The following is a 16,487-nucleotide window of genomic DNA, read 5'->3' on the forward strand; positions in this document are numbered from 1 at the left end:
GACACGGTTCGCCGTGCGAGGATGACCGGATGGCACGCACCCCGATGGCCCTCCTGAGCCCCGCCGACCAGGCCCGGCGCCGCTCGTTGACGCGCATGAAAGCCGTCGCGCTCGGCGCTCTGCTCTTCATGGCGATCGTTTTCGTGTTCGCTTTCGCGTTCCAGCAGGACGTGCCGTGGTTGGCATACGTCCGCGCGGCGGCCGAGGGCGGCATGGTGGGTGCGCTGGCGGATTGGTTCGCGGTGACGGCACTGTTCCGGCATCCGCTCGGCATCCCGATCCCACACACGGCGATCATCCCTCATCGCAAAGACGAGATCGGGCGCACCCTCGGCGAATTCGTCGAGACGAACTTTCTGTCGGCCGAGGTCGTGCGCGACAAGCTCGAGAGCATCGGCGTTTCGGCGCGGCTCGGCGCGTGGCTCGCGCAGGATGAGCACGCCGAGCGCGTGGCCTCGGAGGGTTCGGCGCTCGCCTCGGCCGTGCTGCGAGCCGTCAGCGACGACGACGTGCGGGACCTCATCGCCGACCTCGCACGCTCGCACGTGATCGAACCCGAGTGGGGCCCCTCGGCCGGTGCCTGGCTCGGCCGCATCGTCGAGACCGGGGCGCACCACAACGCCGTCGACCTCGCCGCCGACTCGATCGCGACCTGGCTCGAGGGCAACCAGTCCGCCTTTACCGGTCTCGTCTCGCGACGACTGCCCGGGTGGGTGCCCTCCATCGCGCACCGGCTCGTGGATGACACCGTCTACAAAGAGGCCGTGAACTTCGTCGCCGCGGTGCGGGCCGACCCCAGGCATCCGGCGCGGATTGCGATCGACGGTTATCTCTCGCGTCTCGCCGACAATCTGCAGCACGATCCCGACACCATCGCCCGGCTCGAGAACGCCAAGGCGACCGTCTTCGACAGCCCGCGCGTGCGTGACCTTGCGGCACAGCTCTGGGACACCGCGAAGAACGGGCTGCTGTCGTCGCTCGCGGACCCCGAAAGTGGCCTCCGTCTGCGTGCGCGCGCGGCCCTGGCCGAGATCGGGGGGCGCCTCGCTTCGGAGCCGGCGCTGCAGCGCCGAGTCGACACCTGGGTGACGGATGCTGCGACGTTCGCCGTCGACCGCTACCGTCACGACATCGCCTCGATCATCACCGACACGATCGAGCGGTGGGACCCCGAAGAGACCACCGAGAAGATCGAGCTCATGGTCGGCCGCGACCTGCAGTACATCCGCCTCAACGGCACGATCGTCGGGGCGCTGGCCGGGCTGACGATCTTCACGGTGGCGCACGCGATCTTCGGCGCATGACGTGTGCGCCGAAAACCCTGGCCGCGATGGACCGTGATCGCTAACCTGATGCCGTGACCCGAGGCATCCGCTGACATGGCCCCCTCTGACCGGACCCACCCCGACACCGCCGCGCCCGATGTGGCTCTGTTCAGCTACGGAACACTCCGCCTCCCCGCCGTGCAGCTCGATACGTTCGGTCGGCTGCTCGCCGGTGAACCCGATGTCTTGTCGGGCTTCACGACGGACTACCTCGAGATCGAGGACGCGCGCGTCACGGGGCTCAGTGGCCGCGACGTTCACCCGATCGTGCGACGTACCGGAAACCAGCTCGACAAGGTGGTCGGCGTCCTGCTCTGGATCACCGAGGCCGAGCTCGAAGCCGCTGACGAGTACGAGATCGAACAGTACAACCGGGTCTTGGTCACGCTCAGGAGCGGGCGCGACGCCTGGGTGTACGTAGCGCGCTGAGTCTGCGGCTTTGCGGCGCCGAGCGTGGGGGCCGAGGGGTGCAACCTCGGGGTGGGGGGTGCCTCGAGGTCGCACCCCTGCCCCCCACTCATATTGCGGGGACCCACCGTCCGGCATCCGTCGGTTCGGGTCCGACGGGCGGCGCGGCAGGCGGTTCACGGCAGACGCGACACGGGGTCACGGCTCTGCAGATGGTGCTCTCCATAGGTATCGCACCGGCGTAGTGTCCGTCCACCACCGCTGCGATATATCGGACCGCGTCGCGCCGATCCGGACACCTGAGCCGGTCGGAGGGAGCCGCTAGACCTCGTAAGGTGGCCGCATGAAGACGCTTGCTCTGGTGCGCCATGCGAAGTCGAGTTGGGATCATCCCGGCATCGACGACCACGACCGCCCTCTGAACGAACGCGGCATCCGTGACGCGCCTCGGATGGCCGCGCGGCTGGCGACTGAGCATCCGGAGCTGCAGGGTGCCGCTCTCCTCTCGAGCACGGCGCTCCGCGCCGCCACCACCGCGGACGCTTTCGCCTCCGCACTCGACACGACCGTGCGACTCGACGAACGGCTCTACGGCGCCACCCCTCGCCGCATCGTGGAACTGGTTTCGGACCGCTCCGAGGCATCCGTCCTCGTCGTGACGCACGATCCGGGCTTGTCGGATCTGGCCCGGCACTGGTCGAGATTCCCGGACGACGGCGGTATCCCGCACATGCCGACCTGCGCGGTCGCGGTGTTCGACTTCGGCATCGACGACTGGCGTGACCTCGAGACATCCGTTCCGGATCGCTGGACCTACGACATCCCGCGCGACTCCGACTAGCGAGCCTTCGCTTCAGTCGACCTGCGCTTCAGTCGACCTGCGTCACGGCTCCGCCCGTGATGCGCACCAGCTCATCGAACGACAGCGGAAAAACCGTGTGAGGTGTGCCACCGGCGGCCCACAGCTCCGGGTAGGTGGCGAGGTGCTCGTCGACAATCGTCGTGAGCGGCGCGGGGTGTCCCGTGGGAGCAACTCCCCCGATCGCCTGTCCGGTGGCATCGCGTACTTGTTCGGGTGTTGCCCGCACGATCGACTGCCGGCCGATCCGCGCAGCCAGGTCAGCGGTGTTGACCCGGTGCGAGCCGCTCGTCATGACCAGCAGCGGCTCGCCGTCGCTCCAGAACACGAGGCTGTTGGCGATCGCGCCCACCTCGACCCCGAGGGCGGCCGCGGCCAGCGCGGCGGTCGAAGCGGCATCGGGCAGCACAACGATCTGCCCGGGAACGCCGGCCTCGACGAGGCGTTCGGCGACGATTCTGCTGCGGGGCGAGAGCTCGGCGTTCACAGATCCACCCTATTGCCGCATCACAGCTTGGCGCGGACGGTCACGCGCCGAGCCGGCGCGGACATCACAGAGGAGCGAATCGTGCCGTGGGCCCCAATCGTCCGGGTTTTGAGGGTCAGCTCCGTGTCGCTCCTCCGAGATGTCCGACGCGACCCAAGCGCAGCATCCCCGCGATCGCCTCAACGACGACTTCAGGCCGATACAGGATGTCCTCCGCCGCCGGTCGAATCCTGACGAAGCCGCGCGCGGCGAGCGCGAGATCACGACGTCGATCGTCGAGTTGTTTCTGCCAATCCGAGTGGTAGGCCCGGCTATCGCACTCGATGACGAGCCATCCGTCTACGAGTAGGTCGACTCGCCCGACGCCTCGAATGCGCACCTGCAGTTCGACCGAACCCCCGAGCGATCTCACCATCAGTCGCACCAGCGTCTCGGTCCCGGCTTCTGCCCGGCCGTCGATGTGCGGTCGAATCGCGCGCCGGCGCGCAGGGAGTGCACCGAACAACTCGTCCAACTCGTCCTCGCGCACCACCCCGCGGTTCAGAGCAGAGTCGATGGAGGCGATGGCCGCCCGAGGCGACTGACAGATCGCGGCTTGCACCAGCGCGTCGAGGGCGTCGACCACGAGTGCCCTCGGATGTGCGGAGCGCAGGAGACGGCCCCAGTGGCGCACCACGCCGTCGTGCGACCCGCGGATCACACCATTGGTCCGCAGGTGAGCGTGCACCCCCGGTCGCTCCTGAACGAAAACACCCCAGAGAGCAAGCGCCGACACGCACCCGACGAGCCCTCCGGCGCGGGCAGCGGTCAGCATGTCCTCAGGCACGTTCGCTGAGACATAAACATCGTTCCGCGCTCGAACGATCGAACCGGCGCTCAACTCGCGTGCGATCTGGCGCCTGCTGTGCCCAGCCGCGCGCAGGTCGGCGTATGAGTAATGGCGATGCAGGGTGGCGTACGGATTCATGGCCACAGAGTTGCGCCTAATCCGCGGGCGCCAGAGCGCACACCGGCCGTTCGGGAGATGGAGCCCGAACAGGCTGCTTGTGGAGGGACTGCACGGCGACCTGCCTACTCCGTGCCGCCGCGTGTCGGGCGGCGCGTCGCCGCTCGGCGAACATCCCAGAGGTCCCATGGTGCGGAAGTCGTCCTTTGTGCACGTTGGCGCCTTCAGATCCGCGGTCGTTCCTCCGCCATGTCCGCCTCGTCCTGCTCAACCGGGAATGCGGATGCATACGCATAGGTTCCACACTGTATGCACCGCAAACGCATCGGATTCCTGAGCTTCGGGCACTGGCACCCGCATCACTCCAGCCAGACCAACACGGGCGGCGACGCCCTGCTGCAGTCGATCGAGCTCGCCGTCGCGGCGGAAGAGCTCGGCATCGACGGCGCCTACTACCGCGTGCACCACTTCGCGCGCCAACTCGCGAGCCCCTTCCCGCTGCTGTCCGCGGCCGCAGCGCGCACGAGCCGCATTGAGCTCGGCACGGGCGTCATCGACATGCGGTACGAGAACCCGCTCTACATGGCCGAAGAGGCCGCGGTGGCCGACCTGATCAGCGGCGGCCGACTGCAGCTCGGCCTGAGCCGTGGGTCACCCGAGCCCGCACTCAATGGCTCCCACGCGTTCGGCTATGTGCCCGCCGAGGGCGACACCGAGGCTGACCTCGCGCGGCGCAAAACCGAACTGTTCCGTACCGCGATCAGCGGCGAGCGCATCGTGCGGGCCGACCCGCGCATGAGCGGCGACGGGGCCCTCGCCATCCAGCCCCTCTCTCCCGGGCTTCCCGACCGCATCTGGTGGGGCTCCGGAACACGCGAGACCGCGGTCCGCACGGCCGAACTGGGCATGAACCTGATGTCATCGACGCTGCTGGTAGAAGACACGGGCGTGCCGTTCGATGAGCTGCAGCTCGAGCAGATCGAGATGTTCCGCAGGGCCTGGGCCGAGGCGGGCTGGGAGCGTGAGCCGCGCGTCAGCGTGAGCCGCAGCGTGATTCCGATCACGACCGACCTCGACCGCCAGCTCTTCAGCTCCCGCGAGGACAGCCAAGATCAGATCGGCATCCTCGAGGGCGTGCGGGCGCGGTTCGGCAAGAGCTATACGGGCGAGCCCGACGCGATCGCGGCGGAGTTGGCTCAGGATGCGGCGGTCCAGGCGGCCGACACCGTGCTCCTGACCGTCCCGAACCAGGTCGGGGTCGAGTACAACGCACGCATGCTCGAGACGATCGCGCGCGAGATCGCCCCGGCGTTCGGGTGGTCGCGCGCAGGCCTGCCCGAGGCGGTCGCTCAGGGCACCCGGTGACCCGCTGCTCGCGCGAGCTCGTACCACTCGGCGCGCGTGAGCGGGATGTCTGAACCGAGGGCTGCCCCAGCCACCCGGTCGGGCGACGTCGTGCCGAGCACGACCTGCATGTTCGCCGGGTGTCGGGTGATCCACGCCGTTGCGATGGCGATGGCGGGCACGTCGTAGGCCGCGGCGAGTCGATCGATCACGGCGTTCAGCTCGGGGTAGTCGGGCGATCCGAGAAAGACACCCGTGAAGAATCCGGACTGGAACGGCGACCAAGCCTGCACCGTGATGTCGTGCAGTCGGCAATAGTCGACGATGCCTCCGCCGTCGAGCACAACCGACTGGTCGAAGCCCTGCATGTTGCTGGCGAGACCTTGCACGACGATCGGTGAGTGCGTGATCGATAGCTGCAGCTGATTTGCGACGATCGGCTGCGTCACCGCCGAACGCAGCAGGTCGATCTGCCGCGGCGTGTGGTTCGAGACGCCGAAGGCACGGACCTTTCCGGATGCCTCGAGCTCATCGAATGCTCGCGCGACCTCTTCGGGCTCGACCAGAGCGTCAGGGCGGTGCAGCAGCAGGATGTCGATGCGATCGGTGTCGAGCGCACGCAGCGAGCCTTCGACCGAAGACATGATGTGCTCGTAGGAGAAGTCGAAGTACGGCCCGTCGCGCACGATCCCGCACTTGGTCTGCAAGGTGATCTCGTCGCGCTGCGCGGGCGTCAGACGCATCGCCTCGGCGAAGCGCTTCTCGCACCCGTGCAGGTCCGAACCATACACGTCGGCGTGATCGAAGAAGTCGATGCCCGTGTCTCGGGCCGCTCCGATCAGTTCGCGCACCTCGTCGTCGGTCTTCTCCTGGATGCGCATCAAACCCAGCACGACATTGGGTGCGGGCGTGCCTGCAAGGGTGATGTTCTTCATGGTCGTCTCCGAAAGGCGTGTTCAGGCGGAAAGTGCGGCGAGCTCGTCGTCGCTCAGCTCGATGTCGACCGCAAGCACCGAATCCTGGATGCTCGTGGGCCGCGAGGCCCCGGGGATGGGGATGACGATCGGGGCGAGCGCGAGTTCCCACGCCAGCGCGATCTGCTGCGGGCTCACGCCCCGAGCATCCGCCACCGTCTGGAAAGCGTCGTGCTGAGCGCCCACGTCGGCAGCCCGGGTGATACCGCCGAGCGGCGACCAGGGCAGGAACGCGATACCCAGGCGGGAGCAGTGCTCGAGTTCTTCGAGGCTCGACCGGAATGCCGGCGAGAACTGGTTCTGCACCGAGACGAGCCGGCCGTCCAGGATGCGATTCGCCTCATCGATCTGAGCGATCGAGGCGTTCGAGATTCCCGCCATCTCGATAACGCCCTCGTCGAGCAGTTCGCGCAGCGCTCCGACAGAATCGGCGTAGGGCACCGAAGGGTCGGGCCGGTGGAACTGGTAGAGGCCGATCGCCTCGACGCCGAGACGACGAGCGGATGCCTGGGCCGCTTCCTTGATGTACTCGGGACGCCCGTTCAGGGTCCAGCTGCCGTCGCCCGGCCGCAGATGTCCACCCTTGGTCGCCACCAGCACGCCCGACGTGTCGCCACCGTACGAGCGCAGCGCCTCGGCGATCAGCGCCTCGTTGTGGCCGACTTCGTCTGCGTGCTCGTGGTACGCATCCGCGGTGTCGATGAGCGTGACGCCCGCTTCGAGCGCGCCGTGGATCGTGGCGATCGACCGGTCTCTGTCGGGCCTGCCCTCGATCGACATCGGCATTCCGCCGAGGCCGATCGCGCTAACGGTGCGGTGTCCGATGGGTCGCTGCTGCATGAACGTCCTCTTTCTGATGGGGTTCCGGTGCTTCCGAGCCTTGTAGTCCAGCGCGGAAGCCGCGGTCTACCTTAGGTGCGGGCGCGGCACGCACGCGGCCCCTTGCGCAGCCTCAGACCATGGCCTACAGGCGGTGTTCGCAATTCAGCACATCCGTTGCACCGAGACGGTCGACGTCACGGAATTCCGCGCCCGATTCGTTAGGCTCCGCCCGCCGGGACTGAGTTACGAACGCGCAGCTCGGCCCACCCAGGAGTTCTCATCACCGCAACACGACCAAACGACAGACGCCCCACAAGGGGGCGTCTGTCATTTGGTGGACCTGAGCGGATTCGTCCCCACCGCTCCCTCCACCCGCCGCTACGCGGTGCGCGGAGCCTCTAGCGGCGTGGGCCCACCCAGGAGTTCTCATCACCGCAACACGACCAAACGACAGACGCCCCACAAGGGGGCATCTGTCGTTTGGTGGACCTGAGGGGATTCGAACCCCTGACCTCTTCATTGCGAACGAAGCGCGCTACCAACTGCGCCACAGGCCCGTGAACCTCCGAAAGATTATCACGCTCCGTGCGGCGCTCATGTCTGCGGGCGCCGAACGATGACACCGAATTGCCGTCACGGAATGCCGGTTAGCACGACCACGCACCCACCACAACCCGCTTACACGCCGAGCCCTCGTACGAAAGGCTTGGCGAAATTGATCGAAAGGAGCTCATCATGAGCATGGGAGACAAGATCAAGCACGGAGCCGAAGACCTCACCGGCAAGGCGAAGGAAGGCGCCGGCAAGGCGACCGACAACGACAAGCTCGAAGCGGAGGGCAAGGCCGACCAGGCCAAGGCCGACGTGAAGAAGGCCGGCGACAACGCCAAGGACGCCTTCAACTCGTAGACCTGCATGACGAAGCGGCTCGCACCCACGGGGGCGGGCCGCTTCTTCGTGCGCCGTCGTACCTGTCGCGAACGACGCCGGTCAGCCGGCGCGCTGGCGCAGAAGCGCGCGAACGTGTGCTTCGATTTCGGCGTCGTCGACGACGCCCATGCCCGCGTACGGCGAGCGCGCCGGAGGGACGGATGCAGCAGGTGCTTCCGCACGGGCGGCCGTCCGCTCGATCCGCTGGGGGCGCGAGGGTCCTGTCTGCTGGCGTTCGATCTGTGTGCGCAGGGCCTCTTCGCGAGCTGCGCGTCGCAGGGCTTCGTGGGCGTCGGCCGCGTCGAGCTGAGCGGCCGCGCGCGAACCGTTCGACGACACCAGGGGCTGCGGAAGCGTCCGCGGCGTCCACTCGCGCTGCGGCATGGCGGGCGCGAGGTCCTGGACGGATGCTTCACGCCGCACGATGACGGGCTGCTCCGCGGCACTATCGGCGACGGCGGCGCGAGCGGCAACATTCGCCATCCGTTGCAGCACGATCAGCGAGAGTCCGACCGAGGCAGCACCGGCCCAGAGGAACGTCTGCGCGCCGCCCTGCACGACCTGCCAGATGCCGAATCCGGTGCCACTGAGCCCGACGAGAAGGAGTGTCGTGGCGACGAGTCGCGCGCGTCGGCGTGCGCGAGCACGGCGAGCGAGCGGTGCGGATCGCGCCTGGGCGACCTGCTCACGCAGCTCTTCGAGCTCTGCGGACTGTTGCTCGGCTTGGAGGCGTCTCGCCAGGCGCTGTTGCTGAAGTGCCGTGCGAGCGTTGAGTTCGAGTCGCACCTCACCCGGGGTTTCGCTCGTCTCGGCGAGGACCCGGATGGCCTGGTTGAGGCGAACGGCGTTGCGTTCGGCGGCGTAGTACTGGTGTCGGCTGTGCCACGTGGGCACGAGATAGACGAGCCAGAGCGCGACGGCGACCAGAAGGATCACTCCGCCACCCAATACCTGCCCGCCCATGCCGACCACGGTATGCGAGGCGACCGCGAACAGCGGGATGTACCGGGCGTGTCGCGCCGCTCAGGACCAACCGTTCAGGTCCCGCTCGGTCAGGAGTCCGACGCGGCCGCGTTCCGGTCCGCGTCGGGAATGTTTGCGGCGTCGCGGGGAGTCTGTCCGCTGACCCAGCGTTCGAGGACGCCGTACGGAACGTCTTCGCGGGTGAGCGCGAAGGCGTAGTGGTCGCGCCAGTCGCCGTCGATGTGGATGTAGCGACGACGCAGTCCCTCGTATCGGAACCCCAGCTTCTCGACCACGCGGAGGCTCGCTGCGTTCTCCGGCCGGATGCAGATCTCCATCCGGTGCAGCCGCAATTCGGCGAAGCACAGGTCGGTCGCCATCGCGACGGCGGTCGGGGTGATCCCGAGCCCCGCGAAGCTTTCGCTCACCCAGTAGCCGATCGTCGCCGAGGCCAGCGACCCGCGCGCGATCCCCCACACATTCAGCTGCCCGGCGACCTCGCCGTTGTGCTCCATGACCAGGGGCACGCCGAGTCCGTCGCGGTACTGCTGCAGGAGCCTGCGAATCCCGAGCCTCATGTCGAGCGACACGACCCCATCGGGGCTCGTCGCCTCCCACTGCTCCAACCAGCCCCGGTTATCGAGAAGCGCCTGCTGAAGAACGCGGGAGTCGCGGGTTTTGATCAGCCGGATCGAGATCGGTCCGTGCTCGCGCGGAAGGGACAACTCCATGCCCACTCCTCTTGCGGGGCAGCGAATCCGTTAAGACCTGAGCCTTACAGACCCGCCGCGAACTCCTTGAACCACGGACGCAGTTCGGGACCGAGATCGTCACGATCTGCGGCGAGCTGCACGATAGCCTTGATGTAGTCCACCCTATCTCCGGTGTCGTAGCGACGACCGCGGAACACGACACCGTAAACGCCGGGACCGTTGGGGTCGGCGGCGACCTCCTGCAGCGCGTCCGTCAGCTGGATCTCGCCGCCCTTGCCGGGCTCGGTGCGTTCCAACACCTCGAAGATCGCCGGGCTCAACACGTAGCGTCCGATGATGGCGAGGTTTGACGGCGCATCCTCGCGCTGGGGCTTCTCGACGAGACCCTTGACCTTCACGATGTCCGTCTGATCCGTCGCGTCGACGTCCGCGGCGCCGTACAGGTGGATCTGGTCGGGGTCGACCTCCATCAGGGCGACGATAGCGGCGCCGGTGCGCTCGTGCTCGGCCATCATCGTCGTCAGCAGCACGTCGCGCTCGTCGATCAGGTCGTCGCCGAGCAGCACGGCGAATGAGTGCTCGCCGACGTGGTTCTTGGCACGCAGCACCGCGTGTCCGAGGCCCTTCGGCTCGCCCTGGCGGACGAAGTGGATGTCGGCGAGGTCGCTCGACTCGAGCACGCGGCGCAGACGATCGTGGTCCCCCTTGTCCTTCAGCTTGACCTCGAGTTCGGGAACCGAGTCGAAGTGGTTCGCGACGGCGTTCTTGTTGCGCCCGATGATGACGAGGATGTCGTCGATGCCCGCCTGAGCTGCTTCCTCCACCACGTACTGGATCGCGGGCTTGTCGACGACGGGCAGCATCTCCTTCGGCATCGCCTTCGTGGCGGGAAGGAAGCGCGTGCCGAGACCGGCAGCAGGAATGACGGCTTTGAACTTCATAGGAGGCATGTCGGCCATCGTAACGGGAAGGCGCAGCGCAAACCGGGACCTTCCCGGGGGTTGACATCCGGCTCGGCCTTCCCGGGACGACGCCGCGCCTAAGATGGTGCCCGTGTCCACAGACGTCGATCACGTCAAGCGGGCGCTTCGCGCGGACCTGCGCGAGCGTCGTCAGCTGCTCTCTGACGCGCAACGGGCCGACGCGGAGCACGCACTCGCCGACCGCCTCGACCAACTGGTGGAGCAGCACGGCGCACGTTCGATCTCGTGCTTCCTCTCCATGTCGACCGAGCCGGGCACCCACGAGTTCGTCGAACGTGCGGTGGCCCGCGGCATCCGCGTCCTTCTTCCCATCAGCCGCTCCGACGGGCTGCTCGACTGGTCGGTCGCCGTCCCCGGGGGCGATGTCGCCGAGGGCATGTTCGGGCTTCCCGAACCGGTCGGCGAGCTTCTGGGCCCGATCGCCGTCAACGATGTCGATCTGATGATCATCCCGGCCGCCGCGGTCGACGCGTCCGGCATGCGCATGGGCTGGGGCCGCGGGTACTTCGACAAGACCATCGGCTCGATGGAGCGATGCCCGCCCGTCTACGCCGTCATCTTCGACGCGGAGCTCGTCGACGAGGTGCCTCACGAGGTACACGATCAGCCCGTCTCGGGCGTGGTCACCCCGTCTCGAACCGTCACCTTTGCGCCGTCCGCGCGCTGAACCCCGCCTGAACCCCGCCTGAACCAGGAGCACGATGCCTACCTACGCCTACGCCTGCAAGTCCTGCGGCCACCGTTTCGACGCCGTCCAGGCCTTCACCGACCCCACCCTCACGGAGTGCCCCGAGTGCGGCGGCGCGTTGCGCAAGCAGTACGGCTCGATCGGCGTCACGTTCAACGGGAGCGGCTTCTATCGCACGGACTCGCGATCCGGCGACGGCAAGGCATCCGCGGGCAAGTCCTCGGGATCTTCGGATTCGTCCGGCTCTTCCGCGAAGTCGGACTCCGGGTCGTCCGGCTCCTCCGGCTCCTCCGGCTCCGCGACGAAGTCGGATTCGGGATCGGGATCGGGTGGCGGTTCGTCATCGTCATCGTCGGGATCAACGTCAGGATCGACATCGGGGACGAAGTCCTCGCCCGCCTCGACGGGTTCGTGAAGCGGGCTTTGGGGCACGCAGTGAGGAGCAACGCATGATCAAGGGATTCAAGGAGTTCATCCTCCGCGGCAACGTCATCGACCTCGCCGTCGCCGTCGTCATTGGCGGTGCCTTCACGGCGATCGTCAACTCGATCGTGTCGAGCATCATCAACCCGCTCGTCGCGCTCTTCTACGAACCGAGTGAAGATGGCCAGTTCGGGCCCGAGATCACAGGCATCTACGGGCAGTCCGTGGTCTTCCCCCTCGGCGATTTGATCAGCGCGGTCATCAGTTTCCTCGCGGTCGCGATCGTGGTGTATTTCGTCTTCGTCTACCCGATGAACCACCTCAAGGCCCGCGCAGCCGCCCGCGCGGGTCTCAGCAAGGCCGAGGACGAGCCCAAGCTTCCCACCGAGCAAGAGATCCTGGTGCAGATCCGCGACCTGCTCGAGAAGCAGCAGAGCACCCCGCCCCGCGCCTGACCCGCCAATCCATCCATCGCCGCCGTGGCCGACCTCACGCACCATGTCCCACTTTGAGCGCTGTGTGTCCCATTTTCTGCCGGTAAGTCATCGATATACCGAGTGAAATCGGGACATCCTGCACTGGTCGCTGGGCCCGCTCAGTAGTGCGGGGGAACGTCCTGGCGCAGGCGGTCGTCGTTCGGTCCGTCGGTGCGGGGATCCGGCGGAATCGGAGCATCGGATGCCTCGTCCCGCGGCGCCGGCGCCTCCGTCGCCCCCGGCGCGGCCGTGAGCTTCGCACGACGGGCCCCGGGCACCTTCACGACGTGTTGACGCGAGCCCGCGCGCTGGTCCGGCTCGCCGGAGCCGTCAGCCGAGGCCATCGATCGGCTGGGTCGACGCTTCGACGGCGGGCGCGTCGGGCTCGACCCCGAGGATCGATGCGATGCGCGCGGCGACGGCCGGAGCATCCGTGTACAGATCGAAGGAGTGCACGCGCACGTAGTGCCATCCGAGGCGGCGGAGCAGTTGGGGGCGCAACCGCAGCGATTCGCGCAGGGACTCGTCGTGCGTCTCGGGGTCGCTCTCGACGACGACGGCTTTACCCGCGTGCTGCGCGACGAGCGGCAGCAGGCCTCGGTAGTGCACGTCGACCGAGACGCCGAGGCGGCGGAGCTCGGACGCGAGGCGGCGCGTGAGCGGGTCGGCCAGGTCTTCGAGGCGGGCGTCGCGCTGCCGCGCGGCCATTCCGCCGAGGATCGTCATGAGGGTGGCGGCGCCGTATTCCAGGCGTCCGTCGTCGAATGCGGAGGGACGGATGGATGACACGATCACCATCGAGCGTCGCGCCCGGGTCATGCCGACCGTCAGCAGACGCTCACCGTCGGGGGTCGACAGGTCGCCGAAGTCGCTCAGCACACGGCCGTGCTTGGTCAGCCCGTAGCCGAGCGAGAAGATCACGCGGTCGCGACTCTCGGCGACCGACTGCTCGAGCGTGAGCACCGCGAACGGCTCGGCGGTGTCGCGCAGGGCGAACTCCGAGACATCCGACCGGCTCGCAAAAGCGGCGTTGACGGCAGCACGTACGCGCTCCGCATGACGTGCGCTGGCGGTCACGACCATGAGTGACTCGTCCGGCCGGTTGAGGGCGTGCTCGAGCACGAGCGTCACGACGCGCGTCACCTCGGTGTCGGGGCTCTCGACCGCACCGCTGATCGGGTCGGGCGCGCCGAATCCGCCCTCGACGTAGTCGACGGTCAGGCTGCCGCGGCCGAGGTACGAACCGGCCCACGGCCACGACACGATCTCGCCGCCGTAGAACGCGTCGTTGACCAGCTCGGCAAGGTCTTCGCCACCGGCGCGGTAACTGCGGGTCAGCGTGTAGACGGGCAGCAGGTCGGCGAGCTTCTCGAACACCGAGACGTCATCGAATCTGACATCGGCTTCGGGCTGCGGGGCCGAGTCGGCGGCGAGCGTGAACGGCGACGGACGCTGCGTCACGGGGTCGCCGAGCACGACGACCTGTCGGGCGCGGCGGATCGCGGGTGCCGCCTCGGCCAGGCAGATGGCCCCGGCATCCGCGATGATCACGGTGTCGAACATGACCGAGTCGGGGATCTTCGGCACCTCGTAGGGCGAGGCCAGCCAGACCGGTGCCAGCGCGCGGGCGAGGGTCGGAGCGCCGAGAGAAAGCGTTGCGGGCGTCGCGGTTCCGCGGGTCAGGAGCGCCTTGAGGTTCGCGGCCTCGCCGGGTTCATCGACAATGCCGATCTTCCATTCGCGGGCGAGCTGCCACGACAGAATCGATCCGGATGCCGCGGCGTGCGCCTCGTCGACGAGTCGGAAGTCTCGTTCCAGGCGGTCGACGACGCTCGTGTTCGCACCGAGCAGAGACTTGTCGGTGCGCAGCATGTGTTCGAGCGCGGACTGCCACCATGCGTATTCGAGCTCGGCCGCGACGCGGTCGGCGGGAACGTGTCGCACCGACAGTTCGGCGAGCAGGCCGCCCAGCCCCAGGCGCGCGAGCTCGGCACGGAGGGCCGTCCGCTCGATCAGGTTGTCAAGAACGTCGGATTCTGCGGCCAGGCCGGCGAGTGTCCGCACCAGGGTGTTGATCGACAGTGAGGCGAGGCGCTTGTCGCGGTCGCGCCCGAGCGGGGCGTCGAGCTCCGCGAGCTCGGCCGTGACCCGCTGCCAGGCGACGTGCACATCGGCGAGGCCGAGCGGGACCTCGGGGGCGACACCGATATCGACGAACTGCTGCCACTGGGTGCGTTGACGCTGGATGCGCACGAGCGCCTCGTGCATATCGGCGACGTGGACGCCCGGGCGCACGTACTCGCGCGCCAGGCGGCGCAGGCGGCGGCGCTCGCCTGCCTTCATGCCCGCGGAGTCCCGACGCGACCCGAGTGCGCGGATGAGGTCGGCCAGCGGGCGTTCGAAGACGGTGGGGCTGAAGCGATCGAGCGAATCGCGGATGTCGATCAGCAGACGCAGGTACTCGCCGAGTTCATCGATCGAGGCGAATGGACGCATGCGCGTCTGTGCGATCAGCTCGAAGCCGCGCTCGAGCAGCCGCGGAACCTCGGTCGTGTGCAGTCTCTGCGCGAGGGCATGTGCCGATTGCGCGGCATCCGTGCTGGCGAAGTTGACGCCGTACCAGGGCGAATCGCCGGGGCCGAAGCGGAATTCACCGAGAGTGGCGGCGAGTTCGAGCATCCGCGCCGCTTCCGTGCGGTCGTTCGCCAGCTTCGTCAACGTCGCAAATTCGAACCGCGTGTCAACGGGAGCGATGCCGTCGGCGGCCGGCAGCGCGGCCAGAGCATGGAGTGTCCGCAGCGGGCTGACCCCGAGGCCCGCGACGGGCGTCGTCAAGCCCTTGCGGTACGACGTCAGCAGCGCCCGCAAACGCACGAGCGCGTCGTCGACGTCGCCGAGCTGGGGCGCGCTGGCCTTCTCGTTGCGGGCGATCGCGCGCACCAGGTCGCGGGCGGTGTTCGTCGGGGAACACGCGAGACCGGGCAGACCGACCTGGCCGAGGCGATGCCGCACGCCCTCGATCGTCGAGCGCCGAGCGCTGACGACGAGCACGCGTCGGTGCTCGTGCACGAGGGCGCCGATCGCATTGATGACGGTCTGTGTTCCGCCCGTTCCGGGAAGGGTGGCAACCGCGATCGAGCGTCCCGCGGTGATCTGGGCGAGCACGCGCTCCTGCTCGGAGTCGGCGTCGAGCAGCAGAGTGTCCGCCGCGGGCGGACGATCGTCGGGTCCGACGGTCTGCACCTCGCCCGGCTGCGCGGCGAGTGTCTGCCGGTCTGCCGGGTGCCCCGCGAGGGCGTTCAGCACGAGCCCGCCGGCTCGTGACGAGTCGCGGGCCATTCCGCGCGCAACGTCGGCGAACGTGGAAACGATCAGACGCGGATGCACCGTGAAGGTGTCGATGTGAGACGTGACGGACCGGAGCTTGTCGATGACCCGCTGCGGCTTGAACACGCCGCCTTCGTGGGCGAGCGCGGCGAGCGCGGGACCGTCGAGGGCGATACCGAAGTGCTCGCGTGCGACCGAGTCGAGTTCGGGGTTGATGTGGAATCCGCCGTGCAGCTTCAGCTCGAAATCGGCGCCGTGGCGACGGATCGCGAGGGGGCGGAGCAGAACGGGGGCACTGTACGAAACGCCACCGATCCGCCAACCGGCGAGTCCGACGGCGAGGTGGACGGCCTCGATCGAGCGGACGGTCCGCAGCTCGACGTTCTTCGCCGTGATCGCCTCGGCCGCGAGCCGAGCGGTGCGCAGGGCGACCTCGTCGCGGAAGAGCCCGGACAGCAACGTCGACTGCCCGGTGATGAACTGCGGCAGACTGCCGGGGTGCGCGTTCGTGATGTCGATTCCGGCGTCCGCGACGTCGACGAATTGCAGAAGCGGAGAGCGACCGCCCAGCTCGGATGCCTCGGCGCGCAGCCGTGATCGAAGCACATCCGCGACGTGCGCGACCTGAACGCCGGGCTCGGCGACGCTCAAGTCATCGGGCGCGACGTTGCGATCAGCGCGCGCGCCGGTGGGATCAGCGGGCGCGCCGAACGACGGGGACTCGTCTTCGCCCAGGTCCACGGCGTTGCCGTCTGCTCGCCACACACGGTCACCCTACGTGCGGACGGCGCGTCGATCGGTCAAGCGCGGCGGGTTTCG

The 16,487-nt window shown here is 68.1% G+C and carries 17 protein-coding genes, 1 tRNA gene and 1 pseudogene; 8 read left to right on the plus strand and 11 right to left on the minus strand.

Going from position 1 to position 16,487, the window contains the following annotated elements; translation table 11 throughout:
• Positions 1 to 29: 29 nt before the first annotated feature.
• The 3 genes from ACXZ1E_RS04725 (at position 30) to ACXZ1E_RS04735 (ending at position 2,574) form a co-directional block, all read left to right on the plus strand.
• Positions 30 to 1,304: a DUF445 domain-containing protein gene (locus tag ACXZ1E_RS04725; protein WP_458042264.1), complete on the plus strand. Its 1,275-nt coding sequence runs from the start codon at positions 30 to 32 to the stop codon at positions 1,302 to 1,304.
• Positions 1,305 to 1,379: 75 nt separating this feature from the next.
• Positions 1,380 to 1,754, plus strand: a complete 375-nt coding sequence (locus ACXZ1E_RS04730; protein WP_458042265.1) for a gamma-glutamylcyclotransferase family protein — start codon at positions 1,380 to 1,382, stop codon at positions 1,752 to 1,754.
• A gap of 322 nt (positions 1,755 to 2,076) precedes the next feature.
• Positions 2,077 to 2,574: a SixA phosphatase family protein gene (locus ACXZ1E_RS04735; RefSeq protein ID WP_458042266.1), complete on the plus strand. Its 498-nt coding sequence runs from the start codon at positions 2,077 to 2,079 to the stop codon at positions 2,572 to 2,574.
• Between the two features lie 28 nt (positions 2,575 to 2,602).
• Here the strand turns inward: ACXZ1E_RS04735 and ACXZ1E_RS04740 are convergent, their stop codons facing one another.
• Both ACXZ1E_RS04740 and ACXZ1E_RS04745 read right to left on the minus strand, forming a co-directional pair.
• The gene (locus tag ACXZ1E_RS04740) at positions 2,603 to 3,079 is read right to left on the minus strand and encodes a YbaK/EbsC family protein (protein ID WP_458042267.1); all 477 of its coding nucleotides are present in this window, start codon (positions 3,077 to 3,079) and stop codon (positions 2,603 to 2,605) included.
• Between the two features lie 115 nt (positions 3,080 to 3,194).
• Positions 3,195 to 4,052 carry a hypothetical protein gene (locus ACXZ1E_RS04745; protein ID WP_458352056.1) on the minus strand — a complete coding sequence of 286 codons (858 nt, stop codon included), beginning with the start codon at positions 4,050 to 4,052 and terminating at the stop codon, positions 3,195 to 3,197.
• Positions 4,053 to 4,334: 282 nt separating this feature from the next.
• Between ACXZ1E_RS04745 and ACXZ1E_RS04750 the strand changes: the two genes are divergently transcribed.
• Positions 4,335 to 5,390 (plus strand): LLM class flavin-dependent oxidoreductase, encoded by a 1,056-nt coding sequence (locus ACXZ1E_RS04750; protein WP_458042268.1) that lies wholly within the window; start codon positions 4,335 to 4,337, stop codon positions 5,388 to 5,390.
• Here ACXZ1E_RS04750 and ACXZ1E_RS04755 read toward each other — a convergent pair.
• From ACXZ1E_RS04755 to ACXZ1E_RS04765, 3 genes are all read right to left on the minus strand, one after another.
• Positions 5,375 to 6,304 carry an aldo/keto reductase gene (locus ACXZ1E_RS04755; protein ID WP_458042269.1) on the minus strand — a complete coding sequence of 310 codons (930 nt, stop codon included), beginning with the start codon at positions 6,302 to 6,304 and terminating at the stop codon, positions 5,375 to 5,377. The genes ACXZ1E_RS04750 and ACXZ1E_RS04755 overlap by 16 nt on opposite strands.
• Before the next feature lie 21 nt (positions 6,305 to 6,325).
• On the minus strand, positions 6,326 to 7,183 hold the full coding sequence (locus tag ACXZ1E_RS04760) for an aldo/keto reductase (RefSeq protein WP_458042270.1): 858 nt from the start codon (positions 7,181 to 7,183) through the stop codon (positions 6,326 to 6,328).
• Between the two features lie 463 nt (positions 7,184 to 7,646).
• A tRNA-Ala gene (locus ACXZ1E_RS04765) sits at positions 7,647 to 7,722 on the minus strand.
• 178 nt (positions 7,723 to 7,900) lie between these two features.
• Between ACXZ1E_RS04765 and ACXZ1E_RS04770 the strand changes: the two genes are divergently transcribed.
• The gene (locus ACXZ1E_RS04770) at positions 7,901 to 8,074 is read left to right on the plus strand and encodes a CsbD family protein (protein ID WP_458042271.1); all 174 of its coding nucleotides are present in this window, start codon (positions 7,901 to 7,903) and stop codon (positions 8,072 to 8,074) included.
• Between the two features lie 81 nt (positions 8,075 to 8,155).
• Here ACXZ1E_RS04770 and ACXZ1E_RS04775 read toward each other — a convergent pair whose 3' ends face one another.
• The 3 genes from ACXZ1E_RS04775 to galU form a co-directional block, all read right to left on the minus strand.
• The gene (locus ACXZ1E_RS04775; protein ID WP_458042272.1) at positions 8,156 to 9,058 is read right to left on the minus strand and encodes a hypothetical protein; all 903 of its coding nucleotides are present in this window, start codon (positions 9,056 to 9,058) and stop codon (positions 8,156 to 8,158) included.
• An 89-nt stretch (positions 9,059 to 9,147) separates the two neighbouring features.
• Positions 9,148 to 9,789, minus strand: coding sequence for a GNAT family N-acetyltransferase (locus ACXZ1E_RS04780; RefSeq protein WP_458042273.1), 642 nt, complete (start codon positions 9,787 to 9,789; stop codon positions 9,148 to 9,150).
• A 44-nt stretch (positions 9,790 to 9,833) separates the two neighbouring features.
• On the minus strand, positions 9,834 to 10,721 hold the full coding sequence (gene galU, locus ACXZ1E_RS04785; protein ID WP_458042274.1) for a UTP--glucose-1-phosphate uridylyltransferase GalU: 888 nt from the start codon (positions 10,719 to 10,721) through the stop codon (positions 9,834 to 9,836).
• Positions 10,722 to 10,824: 103 nt separating this feature from the next.
• On the opposite strand from galU, the gene ACXZ1E_RS04790 reads away from it, so the two are divergent.
• Both ACXZ1E_RS04790 and ACXZ1E_RS04795 read left to right on the plus strand, forming a co-directional pair.
• Positions 10,825 to 11,421: a 5-formyltetrahydrofolate cyclo-ligase gene (locus tag ACXZ1E_RS04790; protein WP_458042275.1), complete on the plus strand. Its 597-nt coding sequence runs from the start codon at positions 10,825 to 10,827 to the stop codon at positions 11,419 to 11,421.
• Between the two features lie 34 nt (positions 11,422 to 11,455).
• Positions 11,456 to 11,596 (plus strand): annotated as a pseudogene (locus ACXZ1E_RS04795) (FmdB family zinc ribbon protein); the annotation flags it as partial.
• A 14-nt stretch (positions 11,597 to 11,610) separates the two neighbouring features.
• Here the strand turns inward: ACXZ1E_RS04795 and ACXZ1E_RS04800 are convergent.
• Entirely contained in the window at positions 11,611 to 11,874 is a 264-nt protein-coding gene (locus ACXZ1E_RS04800; RefSeq protein ID WP_458042987.1) for a hypothetical protein, read from the minus strand.
• Between the two features lie 17 nt (positions 11,875 to 11,891).
• Between ACXZ1E_RS04800 and mscL the strand changes: the two genes are divergently transcribed.
• A complete protein-coding gene (mscL, locus tag ACXZ1E_RS04805; RefSeq protein WP_458042276.1) occupies positions 11,892 to 12,320 on the plus strand; it encodes a large conductance mechanosensitive channel protein MscL in 429 nt (142 codons plus the stop codon).
• A 140-nt stretch (positions 12,321 to 12,460) separates the two neighbouring features.
• On the opposite strand, the gene ACXZ1E_RS04810 is transcribed toward mscL, so the two are convergent.
• Complete coding sequence (locus ACXZ1E_RS04810) at positions 12,461 to 12,685, minus strand: hypothetical protein (protein ID WP_458042277.1); 225 nt, start codon at positions 12,683 to 12,685, stop codon at positions 12,461 to 12,463.
• A complete protein-coding gene (locus ACXZ1E_RS04815) occupies positions 12,672 to 16,433 on the minus strand; it encodes a DEAD/DEAH box helicase (protein WP_458042278.1) in 3,762 nt (1,253 codons plus the stop codon). Before ACXZ1E_RS04815 ends, ACXZ1E_RS04810 begins: the two co-directional genes overlap by 14 nt.
• Positions 16,434 to 16,487: the final 54 nt, after the last annotated feature.

The organism is Pacificispira sp. HM-600 (assembly GCF_977993705.1).

What these genes read in the sequence shown, in the direction of transcription:
- ACXZ1E_RS04725 (WP_458042264.1), top strand. Translation starts at nt 30, where the DNA reads ATGGCACGCACCCCGATGGCCCTCCTGAGCCCCGCCGACCAGGCCCGG.
- ACXZ1E_RS04730 (WP_458042265.1), top strand. Translation starts at nt 1,380, where the DNA reads ATGGCCCCCTCTGACCGGACCCACCCCGACACCGCCGCGCCCGATGTG.
- ACXZ1E_RS04735 (WP_458042266.1), top strand. Translation starts at nt 2,077, where the DNA reads ATGAAGACGCTTGCTCTGGTGCGCCATGCGAAGTCGAGTTGGGATCAT.
- ACXZ1E_RS04750 (WP_458042268.1), top strand. Translation starts at nt 4,335, where the DNA reads ATGCACCGCAAACGCATCGGATTCCTGAGCTTCGGGCACTGGCACCCG.
- ACXZ1E_RS04755 (WP_458042269.1), bottom strand. Translation starts at nt 6,304, where the DNA reads ATGAAGAACATCACCCTTGCAGGCACGCCCGCACCCAATGTCGTGCTG.
- ACXZ1E_RS04760 (WP_458042270.1), bottom strand. Translation starts at nt 7,183, where the DNA reads ATGCAGCAGCGACCCATCGGACACCGCACCGTTAGCGCGATCGGCCTC.
- ACXZ1E_RS04770 (WP_458042271.1), top strand. Translation starts at nt 7,901, where the DNA reads ATGAGCATGGGAGACAAGATCAAGCACGGAGCCGAAGACCTCACCGGC.
- ACXZ1E_RS04775 (WP_458042272.1), bottom strand. Translation starts at nt 9,058, where the DNA reads ATGGGCGGGCAGGTATTGGGTGGCGGAGTGATCCTTCTGGTCGCCGTC.
- ACXZ1E_RS04780 (WP_458042273.1), bottom strand. Translation starts at nt 9,789, where the DNA reads ATGGAGTTGTCCCTTCCGCGCGAGCACGGACCGATCTCGATCCGGCTG.
- galU (WP_458042274.1), bottom strand. Translation starts at nt 10,721, where the DNA reads ATGCCTCCTATGAAGTTCAAAGCCGTCATTCCTGCTGCCGGTCTCGGC.
- mscL (WP_458042276.1), top strand. Translation starts at nt 11,892, where the DNA reads ATGATCAAGGGATTCAAGGAGTTCATCCTCCGCGGCAACGTCATCGAC.
- ACXZ1E_RS04810 (WP_458042277.1), bottom strand. Translation starts at nt 12,685, where the DNA reads ATGGCCTCGGCTGACGGCTCCGGCGAGCCGGACCAGCGCGCGGGCTCG.